This window comes from Sedimentitalea sp. (assembly GCF_039973035.1).
In the GTDB taxonomy this organism is placed as follows: domain Bacteria; phylum Pseudomonadota; class Alphaproteobacteria; order Rhodobacterales; family Rhodobacteraceae; genus Sedimentitalea.
Map to the genome: position 1 here is coordinate 38,668 of NZ_JBDWLR010000086.1, position 17,576 is coordinate 56,243.

Consider the following 17,576-nt stretch of genomic DNA (forward strand, 5'->3'; position numbering starts at 1 on the left):
ATGATGGCTGATAACGATCCGTTTGCAGAACCTGATGACACCGACAAGACGGTGATCAAGCCCAATCCGGGCGGTCGGCGCAATCCGACAGCGGCGGCGCCGGCGCAACCTGCGGCCGAGGCCCCGGTCGATGCATTCGGTGTCCCGTCATCGGCGACCCCTGAACCTGCGGCCAAACCTTCGGGCCCGGCTGATACGGGGCCAACCCTGACGGGAATGAACCAGCTTGTCGCTTGCGCAAGCACACTGTTTTCGCTGATCAGCCGCATTCGCAATCGCGCGCAACATATGGATCCCGACAAGCTCCGGCAGAGTGTCGTTGCCGAAGTCCGGGCCTTTGAAAACCGCGCGCTGCAGGCCGGAATTCCGGCGCAGACAGTCAAGGTCGCCCGCTATGCGCTGTGCGCGACGCTGGACGATGTGGTGCTGAATACGCCGTGGGGTGGACAGTCAAGCTGGGGCCTGCAGTCGATGGTCGGAACCTTCCACCGCGAAACGGTGGGTGGTGACCGGTTCTATGACCTCTTGGCGCGGCTTGAGAAAGAGCCGGGTCAGAATATTGACCTGCTCGAATTCATTTACATGTGCATGTCGTTGGGGTTTGAAGGCCGTCTGCGGGTCGAGCAGGGCGGGCCGGAAAAGCATCTGCAGATACGCGGTGCGCTCGCACGGATCATTCGCGCTCAGCGAGGACCGCTCGAACGGGATTTGTCGCCGCATTGGGAAGGTGTTGAGAAACCGTTCAAACCGCGATCCGTTTGGCGACTGGTATGGATCGCTGTTGCCGTGACCGCAGGGCTTTTGACACTGCAATTCGCGGGGCTGTCCTATGCGTTGTCGACCTCGACAGAGCGCGTGGTCGGGCAGCTTTCGGTGATCGACAGCGGCCCTCTGGCAGAGTTGCAGCGCCGCGCGCCGCCACCACCACCGCAGCCCACGGCACCGACAGCCGAGGAACAGTTGAAAAAGGTCGAAGGATTTCTGCAGCCCGAGATCGACGATGGCATTGTCGAAGTCTTTCAAAAGGGCAACACACTGATCGTGCGTATCAAGGGATCAGGGATGTTTGGCTCTGGGTCTGACAGGCTGTCACAGAATTTTCGTGCGCCAGTGGATCGCGTGGCCAATGCGTTGAATGATGAACCGGGTCCGGTGATCATTGCCGGACACTCTGACAATGTGCCGATCCGGTCCTCGCGTTTCCCGTCCAACATGGCGTTGTCGTTGGCGCGTGCCAAATCGGTGATGGAACGCATGTCCGACGCGCTTGATGACCCTGCGCGACTATCGGCGGAAGGGCGCGCTGACAAGGAACCGATCGCTGATAACGGCACCCGCGAGGGGCGCGCGCGCAATCGCCGGATCGAAGTCTTGCTGGTGCGGGAGGATGGAACATGATCCGCAGAACGTTGAGGTTCCTGTTCGGGACAATCTATTCGATCCTTGCACTCGTGGCGATCATCCTGTCGCTCTGTGTCTGGTATTTTGCACCCTATCTGGGATGGGGAGAGTGGTACCCGTTCGACAGCCTGACCATACGGATCGCGACAATCGCCGGTATCTGGGTGTTCTTCCTGTCGCTGATGGGATTCGTCTTTTGGCGGCGGTGGCGCAAGGCGCGCGCGATGACCGAAGACATCGGCGAAACGGTTGAAATTGACGATGATGAGGTGATGAACGAAGAATTGAGCGCGCTGAAAGGCAAGTTCAAGGCAGCGATCACCGAACTGCGAAAGTCCAAGAATGGCCGCCGTCATCTGAGCGAGCTGCCGTGGTACATCATGATCGGCCCGCCCGGTGCGGGTAAGACCACTGCGATTGTGAACTCCGGTTTGCAGTTTCCGCTGGCGGACAAGACCGGCAAGGCCGCAGTTGGCGGGGTCGGAGGCACCCGGAACTGTGACTGGTGGTTTACCAATCAGGCCGTTCTGATCGACACGGCAGGGCGCTATACCACGCAGGAAAGCGACAAGGATGCGGATAACGCAGGCTGGTTGGGCTTTCTCGACCTGCTGCGGCGACATCGCAAACGTCAGCCGATCAACGGCGCGATGATCGCCATCAGCCTCAGCGATCTGTCACTGCAGGATGAGGTTACGCAGAAAAGTCACGCGCTGGCCGTGCGGCGGCGGCTGAACGAGCTGCGCGAACGGTTGGGCGTTCGGTTCCCGGTCTATGTCCTGTTCACAAAGGCGGACCTGATCGCCGGTTTCTCGGAATTTCACGACAATCTCGGCAAAGAAGATCGCGAGCAAGTCTGGGGCTTCACCCTACCGCTGGATCAGAGCCGTGGAGAAGCCTCGCCCATGGGGGCGTTTGACGATGAATTCGCGCTGCTGTTGGGACAGCTCAACGCGCAATCTCTGGAACGGATGCAGGGCGAAACAGACCATCAGCGCCGCGCTTTGATTGCCGGATTCCCGAGCCAGGTGGCCTCGATGCGGCGGGTCGCGCGCGAGTTTCTGAACGAAGTGTTTCAGGACAACCGGTATGAAAAGCGTCACATGCTGCGTGGCATCTATTTCACCTCGGGCACGCAGGAAGGCACTCCGATCGACCGTCTGATGCTGAACATGGCGCAGACGTTTGGCATCGGACGTCAGGCCATCGGAAGCGGTCATGGTACCGGGCGCTCTTTCTTTCTGACTCGGCTGTTCGAACAGGTGGTGTTCACCGAGGCGGGACTGGTGTCTTCTGATGACAAGGTCGAGCGGCGGTATCGCTGGACCCGCGCGGCGGCCATCGCGGCGACTGTGCTGGTGGCTTTGACCACCGGAACGCTCTGGGTGCGCAGCTATCTGGGCAACGCAGAAATCCTCGATCAGGCCGAGGCCGAGGTGCAGGCTTATCAAGCGGCGGCGGCCACATTGCCACCAAGCCCGGTGGGAGATACCGACTTGCCGCCTGTTGTGGCGGCGCTGAACATCCTGCGCGATATGCCCGGAAACCCGGTCCTGTCTGATCCGAAACCGGAACGGCGGGTGACCTATGGCCTCTATCAGGGAGAGGTGGTCGGCACGCAGGCGGCACAGACCTATCGTGCAGCATTGAATCAGCGGTTGTTGCCACGCCTGTTGTTGCGGCTCGAAGAGCAGATGGCCGCCAATATGAACAACACCGAACTGTTGTACGAGGCGCTCAAGATCTATCTGATGCTCGGCCTACAGGGGCCGATGAATGCCGATCTGATCAAGGAATGGATGCAAATCGATTGGTCGCTCGCCTATTCCGGACCGGCGAGGGAACCATTGCGCAGCGATCTGACCGAACATCTGGACGCCCTGCTGTCACAGCCGATGGAAGAGATTGCGCTGAATGGCCCGCTGGTCGAACAGGTGCAAGGTTTGCTGCTCGAAATGCCTTTGTCGCAGCGCGTCTATAATGGCATCATCAACAGCCCGCAGGCGACGAGCTTACCCAAATGGCGGATTACTGAGGCCGGCGGCCCCGCAGTTCAACGGGTCCTCGTCCGATCATCGGGCAAACCACTCAGCGACGGTGTCGAGGGGATTTTTACCTATGACGGGTTCAACAACGTCTTTCTGAACGAGGCCGTTGATGTGGCTGCCCGCGTGGCGCGCGAAAGCTGGGTGCTAGGGCCGCGTGGCGAGGCGGAACAGACCGAGGCGGCGTTGATCGCGCTCAGCCGGGATGTTCTGAACCTTTATTATAACGACTATATCGCGCGTTATGATGCGATACTCGGCGATATCGACATCATTCCGATGGAAAGCCTGTCACATGCCGTTGAGGTGACGAATGTGCTGTCCGGGCCAACCTCGCCCATCGTCAATATCCTGACCGAGGTCTCGAACGAAACGCGCCTGACCGAGGATCGCTCGGTGGTGGACACCAGCGAATTGAAATCGGGTGCAAGCGCGGTTGCGGCAATCGAAACACGCTCCTCATTGAGTGCGCAGGCGCAAATCATGCTGGGCGCACTGTCGCGCGCGGCGGCTGCCAACACCGGCGAACCGGCTAGGCCACCGGGTGGCTATGTCGAGGATCGCTTTGCCTGGTTGCATCAACTGGTCGACCGGCCCGAAGGCCAACCGTCGCAGTTGGACGGGCTGATGGGCTCGCTGACAAATGTGTATCAGGAGTTGAACAAGATGTCGTTCAGCGGTGTCGGCAACAGCGCCGAAGGCGGGGCCGCGATCCAGCAGTTTCAGCAAGCCGCGAGCCGTATTGATGGGCCAATCCAACGTTGGGCGTCACAAATCACCACCGGGTCCTCCGGCATTGCGGCGGATGGTACCCGTGCTTCGATCAACGCGAGTTGGCAGGCCAGCGTGCTGCCGTTCTGCCAACAGGCACTGGACAATCGCTATCCGTTCAACCGCCGGGCGGGTGCGGATGTGGCAATGCAAGATTTTGCCAAGCTGTTTGCTCCACAGGGTCTGATCGACTCCTTCTTCAACGAGAACCTTGTCAGGTTCGTCGATACCCGAACACGGCCGTGGTCTTGGAAGCGGGTCAATGATGTTGATCTCGGGATCTCGCAATCCGTGTTGGAACAGATGCAATACGCCGCGGAAATTCGCGATGCGTTTTTTGCCGCCGGACCGACGCCAGCGGTGCAGTTCCAGATCACGCCCGAGGCGTTGGATCCCAAGGCCAAATCCGTATCGCTTGAAATCGACGGTCAGAAGGTCGAATTCGCCCATCGCGGCGGCCAACCCAATCCTGTAGCGGTGACATGGCCCGGTTCGGTCGGATTGGCACGGGTTACCTTTCAGCCGGACAAGAAAAACATTGAAAGCACCCTGTCGCGCGACGGTCCGTGGGGGTGGTTCCGGTTGCTTGATGCGGCAGAAGTGCGTCGCACCAATGTTTCGGACCGCAAGCGCGTCATCTTTAACGTGGGCGGGCGGATCGCGATTTTTCAGCTACAGTCGGGATCGGTCATCAACCCGTTCGCGTTACCGGCGCTGGCCAAGTTCAACTGCCCAAAGTCGATGTAATGAGCGAGGGATTTGGTGCGTTCGGCAAGATGCCATCGGTCGGAGACTTTTTCCGGATCAATCCACCATCGGGCTTCGTTTCGGTTTGGGACAATTGGGCGCAACGCACCATTCTGGCATCGCAAACCGTTCTTGGTGCAGCGTGGGATGGCCACTATATGTCGTCGCCGATCTGGCGGTTCACCCTGTCTGCAGGGCTGGCCGGACCCCACAAGAGGATCGGCGTTTTCATGCCGTCTGTGGACCGTGTCGGGCGGCGTTTTCCGCTGACGTTGATGGCAACTGTGGCAACGTCGGGCTCGGCGGCATCAGACCACTTTCGCGCAGGCGCATTATTTGAAAGACTGGAGACGCTTGCACTGGACGCATTGGAAGACGACATGAGCCGTGAAAGACTGGAACAGGGACTGGCGGAAATTCCATTGCCTGACGCCGTGCCCATGCCCATGTCGCGAAAGGCAGGCCGCAGCCTTGTGATGGTGCACGATGATATCATGGCCGATCTCGCGGCAGAGCAGGTGGGCAATGACTGGGTGAATCCAAGCGTCTGGAGCGCGACGGTCGGAGATTCGCAGCGTCTTATGGTGTGCGATGGGCTGCCCGAAGGACCCGAGGCGCAGGGGCTGTTTCATCTCGATGCGCCGATCTGGCGTGCGGGACAGGCGGCATGAGCGAAATCCGCTATAACGCCAGAAGTCATGTGGGCCACAAGCGCAAAATAAATGAAGACTCCGTTCTGGCTTTGCCGGCGCAGAACATCTGGATGGTTTCGGACGGGATGGGCGGGCACGACGCCGGAGACTACGCCAGCCGCTTGATCGCGGATCGGATTGCGATGATCCCGGAGGGGTTGGAACCTACGGAACGGATGCATGCGTTACGCCAAGCAATCCATGAATCACACGAGATCATCATCAAAGAGGCAGAGGCGCGTGGGCGCGGGATCATCGGGGCCACTGTCGCGGCACTGATGGTTGCGAACGGACACTTCGTTGGTCTCTGGGCGGGTGACAGCCGCATTTACCGGCTGCGTAACGGGCAGATCGAGATGCTGACCACCGATCATTCCGCTGTGGCGGAACTGGTGCTATCAGGGCAGATGACTTGGGACGAGGCAGAGCAGCACCCGCAATCCAATGCGATTACTCGGGCGGTTGGTGTCGGCGAGACGCTGGAACTGGACAAGATACGGGGCGAAGTTCTGCGCGGAGATCGTTTTCTGATTTGTTCGGACGGTCTGACCAAATATGCAACCTTCGGGATCCTGCGGGCCGTATTGGAGCGCGAACCACTGGAGACCGTATCCGGTAGGTTGATCGAGATTGCGCTGAACGGCGGCGGGGCCGACAATATCACCGTGATCGTGCTGGACGTTCTCTGACGGCTCAGGGGACCGCAGTGGTCAGGATGCGACTGTCGAGTGACAATATGCTGGCCTGATTGGACGCAACATGATCCTTGAGCGCCGTCGCATACCCGCTCGCGGATTCCGAAGTCGGGCGCAGGCCATCAAACAGCGGTTCTTCGGAGTGCAGTACGATGACCTTGCTCTTACCCAGCGAACTGTCGTCAACGGTAAAGCCGATGCGGTTGTTGAGCGCGGCCTCTTCAACACTATAGGCAACACGCACCTTGATTGGCCCTGATTGTCCGTCACGCAGCGCAGTGACCGCGTTTTCCTGCCGGTTCAAGTTGGGCAGCAGATGATAAACATTGCCTGACACATCCAGGATCGACACCGTCAGATACCCGTCGACTACATCGGCAGGCAACGCAATATCGATGATCGGGTTTTCACCGACAAAAAAACGTCCCGACGGATTCGGCTCGTTCCGGTCCCCGACGATAAAGTCGACACCGATGCCGCCCGGAGGTGCATTGGGCAAATTGCTTTCGATGAGGCAGAGCGTCGGGTTCAGAACCTCGACATCCACCACCACCTTGCGGTCTCCAGCTATCTCGCTCAACTCATCGAACAACCCGATGCGCGTGGCGGTGTCTGCGACTTTGCCGGCAACGATGATGGAACTCTGTGGTCCGTAGCCGACGGATGTTTCACCCGGCGTCAAAAGCGGGCCACAATCCGCCAAGCGATCAAGCACTGCACCGACGGTGGCAGAGGAAAGGAACACGGGTATCAGGTCGATCTTTGCGCTGCCCTCAAGCGCACCCGGCAGGCCGTCGGCAAAGGCGTTGGTCAGATGCGTGTGAAGCTCCGCATTTGCAGTTTCCCCGCTGATCTGAGCAGCATTTCCATCAAGGGCAAGCCGCCACTCATCGAGGTTGCGCAGTTCTGATAGGGTCGCCATCACGTCGGCGCCCCAAGTATCGGCGATCGCACCCGTCGCCAGCGTCAGGTCTGCCGAACCGGCCAGGTCGGTCATGAGGTTGTTCATCGCTGCAAGCGTTTGCTCGGACGGGACGTGCCCAATGGCATGGGGTGCGCCGTTGGCAGGTTTGTCCACGGTGAGTTGATAGGGGGCTGCAACCGGATATTTCGGTCCGAGTAGCCCGTCAAACACACCGCCAAGATAGCCGCCGATCCCTCCGGCGATCAGGACGAGCGCAAGCAGAACAGCGGCAAGTCCGCCTCGCGACTTGCGCTCGGGTACGCTTGGCGGCTCCGATGGTGGCGTAGTGGGGGCGACTGGTTCAGGTTTCAGCGCTGACTTTGGAATCGGATCAGGTGCGCGCGGAGGAGGGAAAATCACCGTGGCGTCGGGATCAGTTTCGCCCTCGTTCTCGCGCAAATAGGCGAGAACCTCTGCCGCCGACTGGAACCGTGCATCGGGATCAGGAGCGGCCATCTGGTCGATAAGCGTCTTGAGAGGTTCGGGAACACCTTCGGTATCGAGGCGCTCGCCCTTTTTCTTGACGACCTCCATCGGGTTGTTGCCGACATTTGGCGATTGTCCCCGGAAATTCGCCAGCAACATCGCCCCCAACGAATAGATGTCCGAGCGCGCATCGGTCTGGCCGCTCAGTTGTTCGGGCGCGGCATAGGCGTATTTTCCAGCAAATTCATTCCCGACGATGGTTTCGGCGCCCGGATTGGTGTCCTTGGCAATGCCGAAATCGATGATCACGGCCTCGGCAGGATCACCGCCACGCAGGATGATGTTGTCGGGGCTGAGATCGCGATGCACGATGTTGCGATTGTGTGCGGCCTCGAGCCCTTCGGACACACGCCGACACACGGTCAGCAGGTCATCCGCAGCCATCGGACCTTCGCGTAGTTTACGATCAAGGCCGGGTCCGTCGACATAGTCCATGACCAGATAGACCAGCCCATCTTGCGTGCGGTGGTTTTCGGAATAGCGCACAACGGCGTCGTGGCGGATCTCGCGGATTTCTTCTTCGCGGGTGAGCAGGACGAGATAGTCGTCGTTTGCCGAAAACTCGGCCTTCAGCACCTTCAGTGCAGCAAGTCGCCCAGAGATTTCACTGCGCGCCTTATAGACTTCAGACGTGCCGCCACGCCCCAGTACCGCTTCGATCCGGTAGGTGTTGTTCAGGACATCGCCGGGCTGAAACGTATCCATGGGGCGTGAGTCGATCATGTCTCAGCCCCTTGCTGCATGCGGTCCGGCCAGAATCGTCAGCGGTCTTAACCCAATGCCTGAAACTCGACCCGGCGATTGACGTCGGCTTTTGGATTCGCAGAATCATAGAGAGCGCTTTCGCCCATGCCGATCGCTTCGATCCGGTTCTCCTCGAGCCCGCAATCATTTACCAGATGGCGTTTGACCTCTTCGGCCCGCAAGAGCGACAGCCGCTCGTTGTAGGACGCGGTGCCCGAGCTGTCGGTGTGACCGACGATCTGATAAACCGATACGTCCACCGATTTCATGACCTGACACAGGGTGACGAGCTTTGGTTTCTGATCGTCGCGCAACGCCGCGCTGTCAAAATCAAAGGCGATCTGAATATTGACCTGATCATCGCGATCGACGGCCGAATATTCTTTGGCCGCAGCCGGTGCGACTGTGGTGGCCTCGACGCTATCGCTCTGCTGCGCGGAGGGCACGATCACAAGACCACGAGTCTTTTGCTTTTTAAACGCGTCTGCGATCTCTTCCGCAGTCATTTCATCGGAGGATTGGGCGAAGGTTGCGTTTGGAAGTGCAAAACCAAGGCCAAGGGCAAGTGTAACTGCAAAAACTTTGGAATAACTAACCATCTTGCGTCCTTTGCTGGGTGTCGATTGATACTTGCCAAAGCCTACACGACGCGTGGCCGTGTCACAACGGTTTTGCACCCTGTTCGGGCAGGGTATTCCAGCCTTTTCTCTTTGGGTTTGAAGAAAAAAGCTCTTTACTCGCCGCTGGCAAGCGGGCTGAATTGACGGGAAACGATGAGGACATGATGCGATATCTTCCTGCGATCATCATTGCTGTGGCGCTGGTCGTGGCGCCAGCCATCTTTGTAGGGCTGAGTTTTCTGTTGTCCGAGGAGGATTTTCAGGGTTCTGCCGTCGACTCAGGTGCCCGGATCGAGATCGAGATGCTGCGCCAGCAGGTTGAGGATCTGCAGAACCGGATGAAGGCCCAGGAAGGCGAAATTGCCGGTCTGGCGGCGGGCATTGGTCGGCAAAGCACGTTGGTACCAAATGCTGATGACGAAGACGCAATCCTGCGCGGGACCGGGCCGAACGAGATTATCGATGCCTATGCACAGGTGGTTCTGATTGCTGATCGCCTGAACGTGAACCGGGGGTTGCAGGTCGCCGGGTCGCGCTATCTTCAGGAAAAGCTGGGACGCCCGCGTGATACGCTCAGCGATGATTGCCAGCCGATGACCAATGAGACTCTCAGGAGCAAACTGGTTCTGGAAAACGTCGGTCCGATCCGGGTGCAGATGCTAAAGCCTGCGGCAGACTCTCTGCGCCGTGTGTTTGAGAATGTACGCCGCGCCGATCCGGACCTTTATGCCCGTATCAACACGTCCGGATCGCTCTGCGTGCGCCGCATTCGCGGCACGCAGAGCAGCCTCTCGACCCACAGCTATGGTCTGGCGCTGGATCTGAACATCGACGGGCATCTGGACAATTTCACTGATGGCAAGACGCAGCTGGGCTTGACGATCCTCGCCGACTTCTTTCACGAAGAAGGTTGGGTCTGGGGCGCGGGTTTCCGGCGCGAGGACAGCATGCATTTCGAAATCAGCCGCCGTCAGTTAGACGAATGGCTGTCACAGGGAATGCTCTGATTGTCACCGCAGTGGGCCCGTGGCCGATCCTGCTCTCTTCCTAATGTGCCGTGTTGCTGCAATAATGATTTTGCCACGCGGAAAACGGCCTTGGCTGATTTCGGGCCGTCGCCGATGACAAGAATACGTCGGCAGTCCCCTGCCGGGGTTCAACCAATCCATCCGAATTGAGGTTGCCATGACTGAGTTCCCGCCGCTCTCACTGAATGTCCCCAAGCCAGAGTGCAGGCCCGGAGATACTCCCGATTTTTCCGGAGTCGATATCCCGACCGCAGGCACAGTGCGCCGTCCCGACGTGGATGCCCGTGCCGAGGATATGCGTGATCTGGCGTTCACGATCATCCGGGTGCTTGATGACAATGACGAAGCGGTGGGCGAATGGGCTGGAACGCTGAGCGACGAAGACCTTGCGCGCGGCTTGCGGGACATGATGACCCTGCGCATCTATGACGGTCGCATGATGCTGGCGCAGCGTCAGGGCAAGACATCGTTTTACATGCAACATCTGGGCGAGGAGGCAATCAGCTGCGCGTTCCAGAAGGCCTTGCAGAAAGGCGACATGAACTTTCCCACGTATCGCCAGGCGGGATTGTTGATTGCGTCCGGCTATCCCATGGAAACCATGATGTGCCAGATCTTCTCAAACGAGGCCGATCCGCTGCATGGGCGTCAGCTGCCGGTGATGTATTCCTCTAAGGAACATGGATTTTTCTCGATTTCCGGCAATCTCGCGACCCAGTATATTCAGGCGGTTGGCTGGAGCATGGCGTCGGCGATCAAGGGCGATACCAAGATTGCGGCGTCGTGGATCGGGGATGGTTCCACATCCGAGAGCGATTTCCACGCGGCGCTCGTGTTCGCGTCGACCTACAAGGCTCCGGTGGTTCTGAATATCGTAAACAACCAATGGGCCATTTCGACGTTTCAGGGCATCGCGCGGGGCGGTGCACATACCTTTGCGTCGCGAGGCCACGGGTTCGGGATTCCAGCTCTGCGGGTCGACGGCAATGATTACCTCGCGGTCCATGCGGCCGGCAAATGGGCGGCAGAGCGGGCGCGCAGAAATCTTGGCCCGACCCTTATCGAACATGTGACCTATCGAGCGGGCGGGCATTCGACGTCGGATGATCCAAGCGCCTACCGGCCCAAGACCGAAAACGAGGCATGGCCGCTGGGTGACCCGATCACGCGTTTGAAAACCCATCTGATCAAACGCGGCGTCTGGTCCGAAGAACGCCATAAACAAGCCGAGGCCGAGATCGCTGATAGTGTCATCGAATGTCAGAAACGGGCCGAAGCCATCGGCACGTTGAACTCTGGCCAAGCGCCCTCGCCACGCGACATGTTCGAGGATGTCTATGCAGAGATGCCTGAGCACCTGATAAAACAGCGTCACGAAGTGGGTTACTGACATGACACAGATGACAATGATTGCGGCGATCCAGAACGCCCATGATCTTGCGATGGGCAGAGACGACGATGTTGTCGTCTTTGGCGAAGATGCCGGGTATTTCGGTGGCGTGTTTCGCTGTACGGCAGGGCTTCAGGAAAAGTACGGGGCAGAACGCTGTTTTGATGCGCCGATCAGCGAACTGGGCATCGTCGGAGCCGGCGTTGGCATGGCGGCCTATGGGCTTAAGCCCATCGTTGAGGTGCAGTTCGCTGACTATATGTACCCGGCCTATGATCAGATTGTGTCCGAAGCCGCGCGGCTGAGATACCGCTCGGCGGGCGAATTTACTTGCCCGATGGTGGTGCGAATGCCTTCGGGCGGCGGAATCTGGGGCGGGCAGACCCACAGCCAGAGCCCTGAGGCGTTGTTTACCCATGTGTCCGGGCTGAAAACGGTCATTCCGTCAAATCCTCAGGATGCAAAAGGGCTGCTGCTGGCCGCTATTGCCGACCCTGATCCGGTGATTTTTCTGGAACCAAAGCGGCTCTATAACGGTCCGTTTGATGGCCATCATGATCGGCCGGTGCAACCGTGGAAAACACATCCTCTCGGCGATGTGGATCCAGATTATTACGAAACTCCGTTGGGCAAGGCCGCGATCGCGCGCGCGGGCGAAGACCTGACTGTCGTGACCTATGGCACGATGGTGCATGTCGCCATCGCCTCCGCCGAAGAGGCTGGGATCGATGCCGAGGTTATCGACTTGCGAACACTGATGCCGCTCGACACCGAAACAGTGATGACATCGGTGCAAAAGACCGGGCGCTGTATTGTTTTGCACGAAGCGACATTGACCTCAGGATTTGGTGCGGAACTTGCTGCCCAGATTCAGGCGGATTGCTTTTACCATCTTGAAGCACCGGTTCAGCGTATCGCCGGATGGGATACGCCTTATCCCCACGCGCAGGAATGGGCCTATTTCCCGGGGCCCGAGCGGGTTGTGCGCAACATGAAGAAATTGATGGAGGCGTAGGAATGGGACTTTTTACCATGAAATTGCCCGACGTCGGTGAGGGTATCGCCGAGGCTGAATTGAGCGCCTGGCACGTGGCGATCGGAGATATCGTCAAAGAAGATGATCTGCTGGCAGAAGTCATGACTGACAAGGCTTCGGTCGAAATCCCCTCAGCGGTATCGGGCAAGGTCGTCTGGCTGGGTTGCGAGGCGGGCGAAAAGGTCGCCATCGGCGCGGACATGATACGCATTGAAATAGAAGGCGCAGGCAATACCAGCGCTGCCGAGGCCGCCGCGCCTGCTCCCAAGACCGAACAGCCTGTGGCCGATCCTCCCCCTGCGCCAGCGATTGATCTGCACGTCAGCGAGGGCAAGGGACTCTATGAAATCAAGGTTCCGGATGTTGGCGAAGGGATTGCCGAGGCCGAGTTGACGGGATGGATGATCAGCCTTGGCGCCCAGTTGCAGGAAGACGACGTTATCGCCGAGGTGATGACTGAAAAGGCGTCCGTCGAAATCTCGACCAATGTGTCCGGCAAGGTCCTTTATCTAGGGGGCGGCGTCGGGGATACGCTTGCCATCGGCGGCACATTGATCGTGGTCGAGGTTGAAGGCGCTGGCAATATCACCAAGGAAGAATTGGCCAAGAAACTGGCTAAATCTGCTCCTGCCGCCGCGCCGGTTGCTGAAAAAGAACCCGCACCGGTGGCCAAGCCTGCGACGACCAAACCCCCTGCGCCGGTTTCCGGCCAGCGTCGTGCAGAGGGCGAACGGCCCCTGACGACTCCGTCGGTACGCAAACGCGCGCGCGAACTTGGCGTTGATCTGCGCCGTGTACTGGGCAGCGGTCCTGCCGGGCGGATCACGCATGAGGATTTGACCCATTTCCATGAGACCGGAGGTCAGTTTGCTGGCGGAGTGGCCAAGCGCCCCATGCGAACGGGCGAGACCGAAGAGAAAGTTATCGGCCTGCGCCGCAAGATCGCAGAGCGGATGGCCCTGTCCAAGGCGCGGATTCCGCATATCACGATTGTAGAAGAGGTGGATGTCAACGATCTGGAGGATCTGCGTGCGCAGTTGAACAAGGCGAAGGCAGAAACGAAAGGCAAGCTTACGGTGCTGCCGTTTGTCATCCGCGCGATTGCCGATGCGGTTGCGGATCAACCCAACATGAACGCCCATTTTGAAGATGACGACAGTATTTTTCGCAAGTTTGACGCAGTCCATATCGGCATTGCCACGCAAACACCGGGTGGCCTGATCGTACCGGTCGTGCGCCATGCCGAGGCGATGAACCTTTGGGAAAGCGCGTCCGAACTCGGCAGGCTCGCGGTTGCGGCGCGTGAAGGCAGTGCCAAGCGCGAGGAACTAAGTGGTTCGACCATCACTATCACGTCGCTCGGGCCGCTGGGCGCGCTGGCGACGACGCCGATCATCAACTATCCCGAGGTGGCGATTGTGGGCATAAACAAGATGGAGGTTCGACCGCATTGGGATGGCGCAGCCTTTGTGCCCCGCAAGAAGATGAACATCTCGTGCAGTTTTGATCACAGGGTCATCGACGGCTGGGATGCGGCGGTGTTTGTGCAGAAACTGAAGATGTTACTTGAAACACCCGCACTCTTGTTGCTGGAGGACTGATCATGGAAGAAATCAACTGCAAGCTGCTGGTGATCGGTTCTGGCCCCGGCGGATATGTCTGTGGCATTCGGGCCGGGCAACTGGGTGTGGATACCATTGTTGTCGAGGCCAAGGCCCATGGCGGCACCTGCCTGAACGTCGGATGCATCCCGTCCAAGGCGTTGATCCACGCGGCAGAAGAATTCGCGAAGGCCAGCCAGTTTACCGCGCCGAACAGCCTAGGGATATCGGTTCAGAAACCGGCGATCGACATGAAACAGACCATCGCGTGGAAGGACGGAATCGTTGCCCGGCTGAACGGAGGGGTTGGCGCGTTGCTAAAACGTGCCGGGGTTCGGGCGATCATCGGCCACGCGCGCTTTCGTGACGGGAAATCGGTGATCGTGAAAACCGATATGGGCGAACAGTTGATCCATGCGGAAAAGATCGTGATTGCGACGGGGTCTGTTCCATTTGAAATTCCGTCTCTGCCTTTTGGTGGCGACGTGATTTCTTCGACCGGTGCCTTGGCGCTGACCAGCGTGCCAGGCAAGCTGATCGTGGTGGGTGGCGGTTACATCGGCCTCGAAATCGGGACGGCGATGGCAAAACTTGGCGCAGAGGTGACGGTTGTCGAATTCGCATCAAAGATCCTGCCGCAATATGACAAGGAACTGACCAAACCCGTGGCGGACCGGCTGGAAGCACTCGGTGTCACAGTTATGCTGAATGCAATGGCCGAAGGCCTGAACGTGAACAAGGATGGCCTAAAAGTCACGCTTGATGGCGGTGAGAGTGCCGAACTGCCGTTTGACAAGGTTCTGGTCGCTGTCGGACGAAAGCCGTGCACGCAGGATGTTGGCCTTGAGGAATTGTCGCTCAGGATGAACGGCGCGTTCATTCAGATTGATGATCGGTGCCAGACCTCCATGCGCGATGTCTATGCGATCGGCGATGTGACCGGCGAACCGATGCTGGCACATCGCGCAATTGCCCAAGGCGAGATGGCGGCAGAGATCATCGCCGGAGGCCCGCAGGTCTGGGACAAACAGTGCATTCCAGCGGTTTGCTTTACTGACCCCGAGATCGTGACTGCGGGTCTGTCTCCTGAAGAGGCCGGGGAGTTGGCGCTCGAGACGGTAATTGGCAAGTTCCCGTTCACCGCCAATGGCCGGGCGATGACGATGGAAAACGAGGCGGGGTTTATTCGGGTCGTGGCACGCGCGGATAACCACGTCATCCTTGGCATTCAGGCGACGGGTGCTGGCATCTCGGAACTTGCTGCTGTGTTTGCGCTCGCCATCGAAATGGGCGCGCGCCTTGAAGACATAGCAGGGACCATTCATGCCCATCCGACCCAGAGCGAAGGCCTGCAAGAGGCGGCGCTCAAGGCGTTGGGCCATGCCATACATATTTAGCATCAACCAGATAGACCAATCGTTGGGGCATATGCCGAGGCAGGGGCGTTGGACGTGCCTGTGTCCTCGGGCAAAGGGTGTTCTGGCTTTACCAGCGGTTTGAGGAATGCGATGGGGGCAGGGGCGGACCGTTTGGCCACGACGCCAGCGCTCAAAGACAGAATGCGGGTTCTGGCCGCAGATACGACACTTATGGAGGAACCGATGGATCAAGATTTCACCAAGACACTGTCAGACATGATGCAGACAGCGGCGAAGAGCCATCCCGTCTTTCAGGGTATGGATCCGAACAAACATCAAGAATTCATCGAGTCATGGAACGAGGCCGCACAATCCCTGATCGCGCCACAGGCCTGGGGCGACTGGATCAAGACGTGGTCGGCCTATCAGTCCGAAATGGCACAGCTCTGGATGTCGGGTATGGCGGGGCAAGGCGATGCGGCAAAACCCACCAAGGACCGGCGTTTTGGTGACGAGGCCTGGAACGAAGGCATCTTTCCTCTGCTGCGACAATCCTACGAGATGACCGCAAGCGCAATGGCGGACATGGCTGATCGGGCGGGGTTGCCCGAGCATGAGCAACGCAAACTCAGCTTTTATGCCCGCGTCGCCGCCGACAGTCTTTCACCGTCGAACTTTGCGCTGATGAATCCGGAAGTGCTCAGGCTGGCGCAGGAAACCGGCGGCAAGAGCCTGATTGATGGTTTTCAGAACCTGCTGACGGATCTCGAAAAGGGGTACATCACCACGACCGACGAGACGGCGTTCAAAGTGCGTGAAAACCTTGCGACGACACCGGGCGCAGTGATCTATCGCAACGCGCTGATCGAGGTCATTCAATACACGCCGGTCACGCCGAAAGTTCGCTCGAACCCGATTTTGATCGTGCCGCCGTGCGTCAACAAGTTCTATATCTTCGACATTAACGAACAGAAGTCGATGGTGCGCTATCTGCTCGAAGAGGGAAACTCTGTCTTTATGGTGTCGTGGCGCAATGCCGGCCCAGAGACGCAGGATTACGGTTGGGATGAATACATCACCAAAGGTGTTCTAGCTGCCATGGATGCCACCGCAGATGTCGCCAAGGCAAAGCAGATCGACCTGCTGTCATGGTGCAACGGGGGCACCTTGTTATTGGCGGCGCTGGCGGTGATGCCACAAGTGCAGAAATCGCTCGTCGGGTCGGCGACGTTCCTGTCGTCGATGCTGGATTTCAGCGACCCGGGCGAAGTCGAGGTGTTCATCGATGAGGCACAGATTGCGGCCTACCAACAACGGCTGGGAACGGCAAAGGTGGCACCGGGGCGCGATATCGCGCGTGCGATGGCGATGCTGCATGTGAACGAATCCATTTGGGGGTTCGTCGTCAGCAACTATCTCAAGGGTCAGACACCGCCACCTTTTGATGTGCTGTACTGGAATGCGGATACGTCAAACATGCCCGCCAAGTGGTTTTCTTATTTTGTCGAGGAAATGTACCACGCCAACAAGCTGAAGGAACCGGGCGCGCTGACTCTGCTGGACACGCCGGTTGACTGCGGAAACATCGATGTTCCCTGCTATTTTCTTGCGGCAACGGGCGATCACATTGTGCCGTGGAGAACATCATACTCGTCGACCAACTTGCTGCCGCAAGAAGCGGAGTTTGTCCTGACGTCGGGTGGGCATGTGTCAGGCACCGTGATCAATCATCCGGTCCGGAACCGTCGCTATTTTCTGTCGGACGGAAATCGGGACGGGTCGTCCGAGGATTGGCTGGCGTCGGCGGAGAAATCCGAAGGCAGCTGGTGGCCGCATTGGCTGCAATGGCTGGACAAGACCAGCGGCGATGCACAGCGAGCAGCGCCCAAAACTTTGGGCAACCGCAAGCATCCGGTCTTGGCACCCGCACCCGGAACCTATGTGCTGGAACAGGTGCCGCAGGACGGTTAGTCTCGCGAATTGACGAACAATACCAGA

The 17,576-nt window shown here is 58.7% G+C and carries 12 protein-coding genes; 10 read left to right on the plus strand and 2 right to left on the minus strand.

Annotated elements, in window-relative coordinates; genetic code table 11:
• Positions 1-3 precede the first annotated feature (3 nt).
• Genes icmH through ABJO75_RS21550 form a run of 4 tightly spaced genes read left to right on the plus strand, consistent with a single transcriptional unit; the run spans position 4 to position 6,345 of the window.
• Entirely contained in the window at positions 4-1,398 is a 1,395-nt protein-coding gene (icmH, locus tag ABJO75_RS21535) for a type IVB secretion system protein IcmH/DotU (protein ID WP_348126428.1), read from the plus strand.
• Positions 1,395-4,964, plus strand: coding sequence for a type VI secretion system membrane subunit TssM (tssM, locus tag ABJO75_RS21540; protein ID WP_348126430.1), 3,570 nt, complete (start codon positions 1,395-1,397; stop codon positions 4,962-4,964). Before icmH ends, tssM begins: the two co-directional genes overlap by 4 nt.
• Positions 4,964-5,635, plus strand: coding sequence for a type VI secretion system-associated protein TagF (gene tagF, locus ABJO75_RS21545; RefSeq protein ID WP_348126432.1), 672 nt, complete (start codon positions 4,964-4,966; stop codon positions 5,633-5,635). The genes tssM and tagF overlap by 1 nt, the downstream gene beginning before the upstream one ends.
• Positions 5,632-6,345 carry a protein phosphatase 2C domain-containing protein gene (locus tag ABJO75_RS21550; protein WP_348126434.1) on the plus strand — a complete coding sequence of 238 codons (714 nt, stop codon included), beginning with the start codon at positions 5,632-5,634 and terminating at the stop codon, positions 6,343-6,345. The genes tagF and ABJO75_RS21550 overlap by 4 nt, the downstream gene beginning before the upstream one ends.
• 4 nt (positions 6,346-6,349) lie before the next feature.
• Here ABJO75_RS21550 and ABJO75_RS21555 read toward each other — a convergent pair whose 3' ends face one another.
• Together ABJO75_RS21555 and ABJO75_RS21560 are read right to left on the minus strand one after the other, a co-directional pair.
• On the minus strand, positions 6,350-8,524 hold the full coding sequence (locus ABJO75_RS21555) for a protein kinase (protein ID WP_348126436.1): 2,175 nt from the start codon (positions 8,522-8,524) through the stop codon (positions 6,350-6,352).
• Between the two features lie 47 nt (positions 8,525-8,571).
• Complete coding sequence (locus tag ABJO75_RS21560) at positions 8,572-9,144, minus strand: OmpA family protein (RefSeq protein ID WP_348126438.1); 573 nt, start codon at positions 9,142-9,144, stop codon at positions 8,572-8,574.
• 182 nt (positions 9,145-9,326) lie between these two features.
• Here ABJO75_RS21560 and ABJO75_RS21565 point away from each other — a divergent pair, with 182 nt between their 5' ends.
• The 6 genes from ABJO75_RS21565 to ABJO75_RS21590 all read left to right on the plus strand — a co-directional run bounded on the left by ABJO75_RS21565 (position 9,327) and on the right by ABJO75_RS21590 (position 17,549).
• Positions 9,327-10,172, plus strand: coding sequence for a M15 family metallopeptidase (locus ABJO75_RS21565; protein ID WP_348126440.1), 846 nt, complete (start codon positions 9,327-9,329; stop codon positions 10,170-10,172).
• A 178-nt stretch (positions 10,173-10,350) separates the two neighbouring features.
• Positions 10,351-11,583: a 3-methyl-2-oxobutanoate dehydrogenase (2-methylpropanoyl-transferring) subunit alpha gene (locus tag ABJO75_RS21570; RefSeq protein WP_348126442.1), complete on the plus strand. Its 1,233-nt coding sequence runs from the start codon at positions 10,351-10,353 to the stop codon at positions 11,581-11,583.
• A 1-nt stretch (position 11,584) separates the two neighbouring features.
• Positions 11,585-12,598 carry an alpha-ketoacid dehydrogenase subunit beta gene (locus ABJO75_RS21575; protein ID WP_348126444.1) on the plus strand — a complete coding sequence of 338 codons (1,014 nt, stop codon included), beginning with the start codon at positions 11,585-11,587 and terminating at the stop codon, positions 12,596-12,598.
• 2 nt (positions 12,599-12,600) lie between these two features.
• Positions 12,601-14,220, plus strand: a complete 1,620-nt coding sequence (locus ABJO75_RS21580; protein WP_348126446.1) for a 2-oxo acid dehydrogenase subunit E2 — start codon at positions 12,601-12,603, stop codon at positions 14,218-14,220.
• 2 nt (positions 14,221-14,222) lie between these two features.
• The gene (gene lpdA, locus ABJO75_RS21585; protein ID WP_348126448.1) at positions 14,223-15,617 is read left to right on the plus strand and encodes a dihydrolipoyl dehydrogenase; all 1,395 of its coding nucleotides are present in this window, start codon (positions 14,223-14,225) and stop codon (positions 15,615-15,617) included.
• 54 nt (positions 15,618-15,671) lie between these two features.
• Positions 15,672-17,549: an alpha/beta fold hydrolase gene (locus ABJO75_RS21590; protein ID WP_348126450.1), complete on the plus strand. Its 1,878-nt coding sequence runs from the start codon at positions 15,672-15,674 to the stop codon at positions 17,547-17,549.
• Positions 17,550-17,576 lie beyond the last annotated feature (27 nt).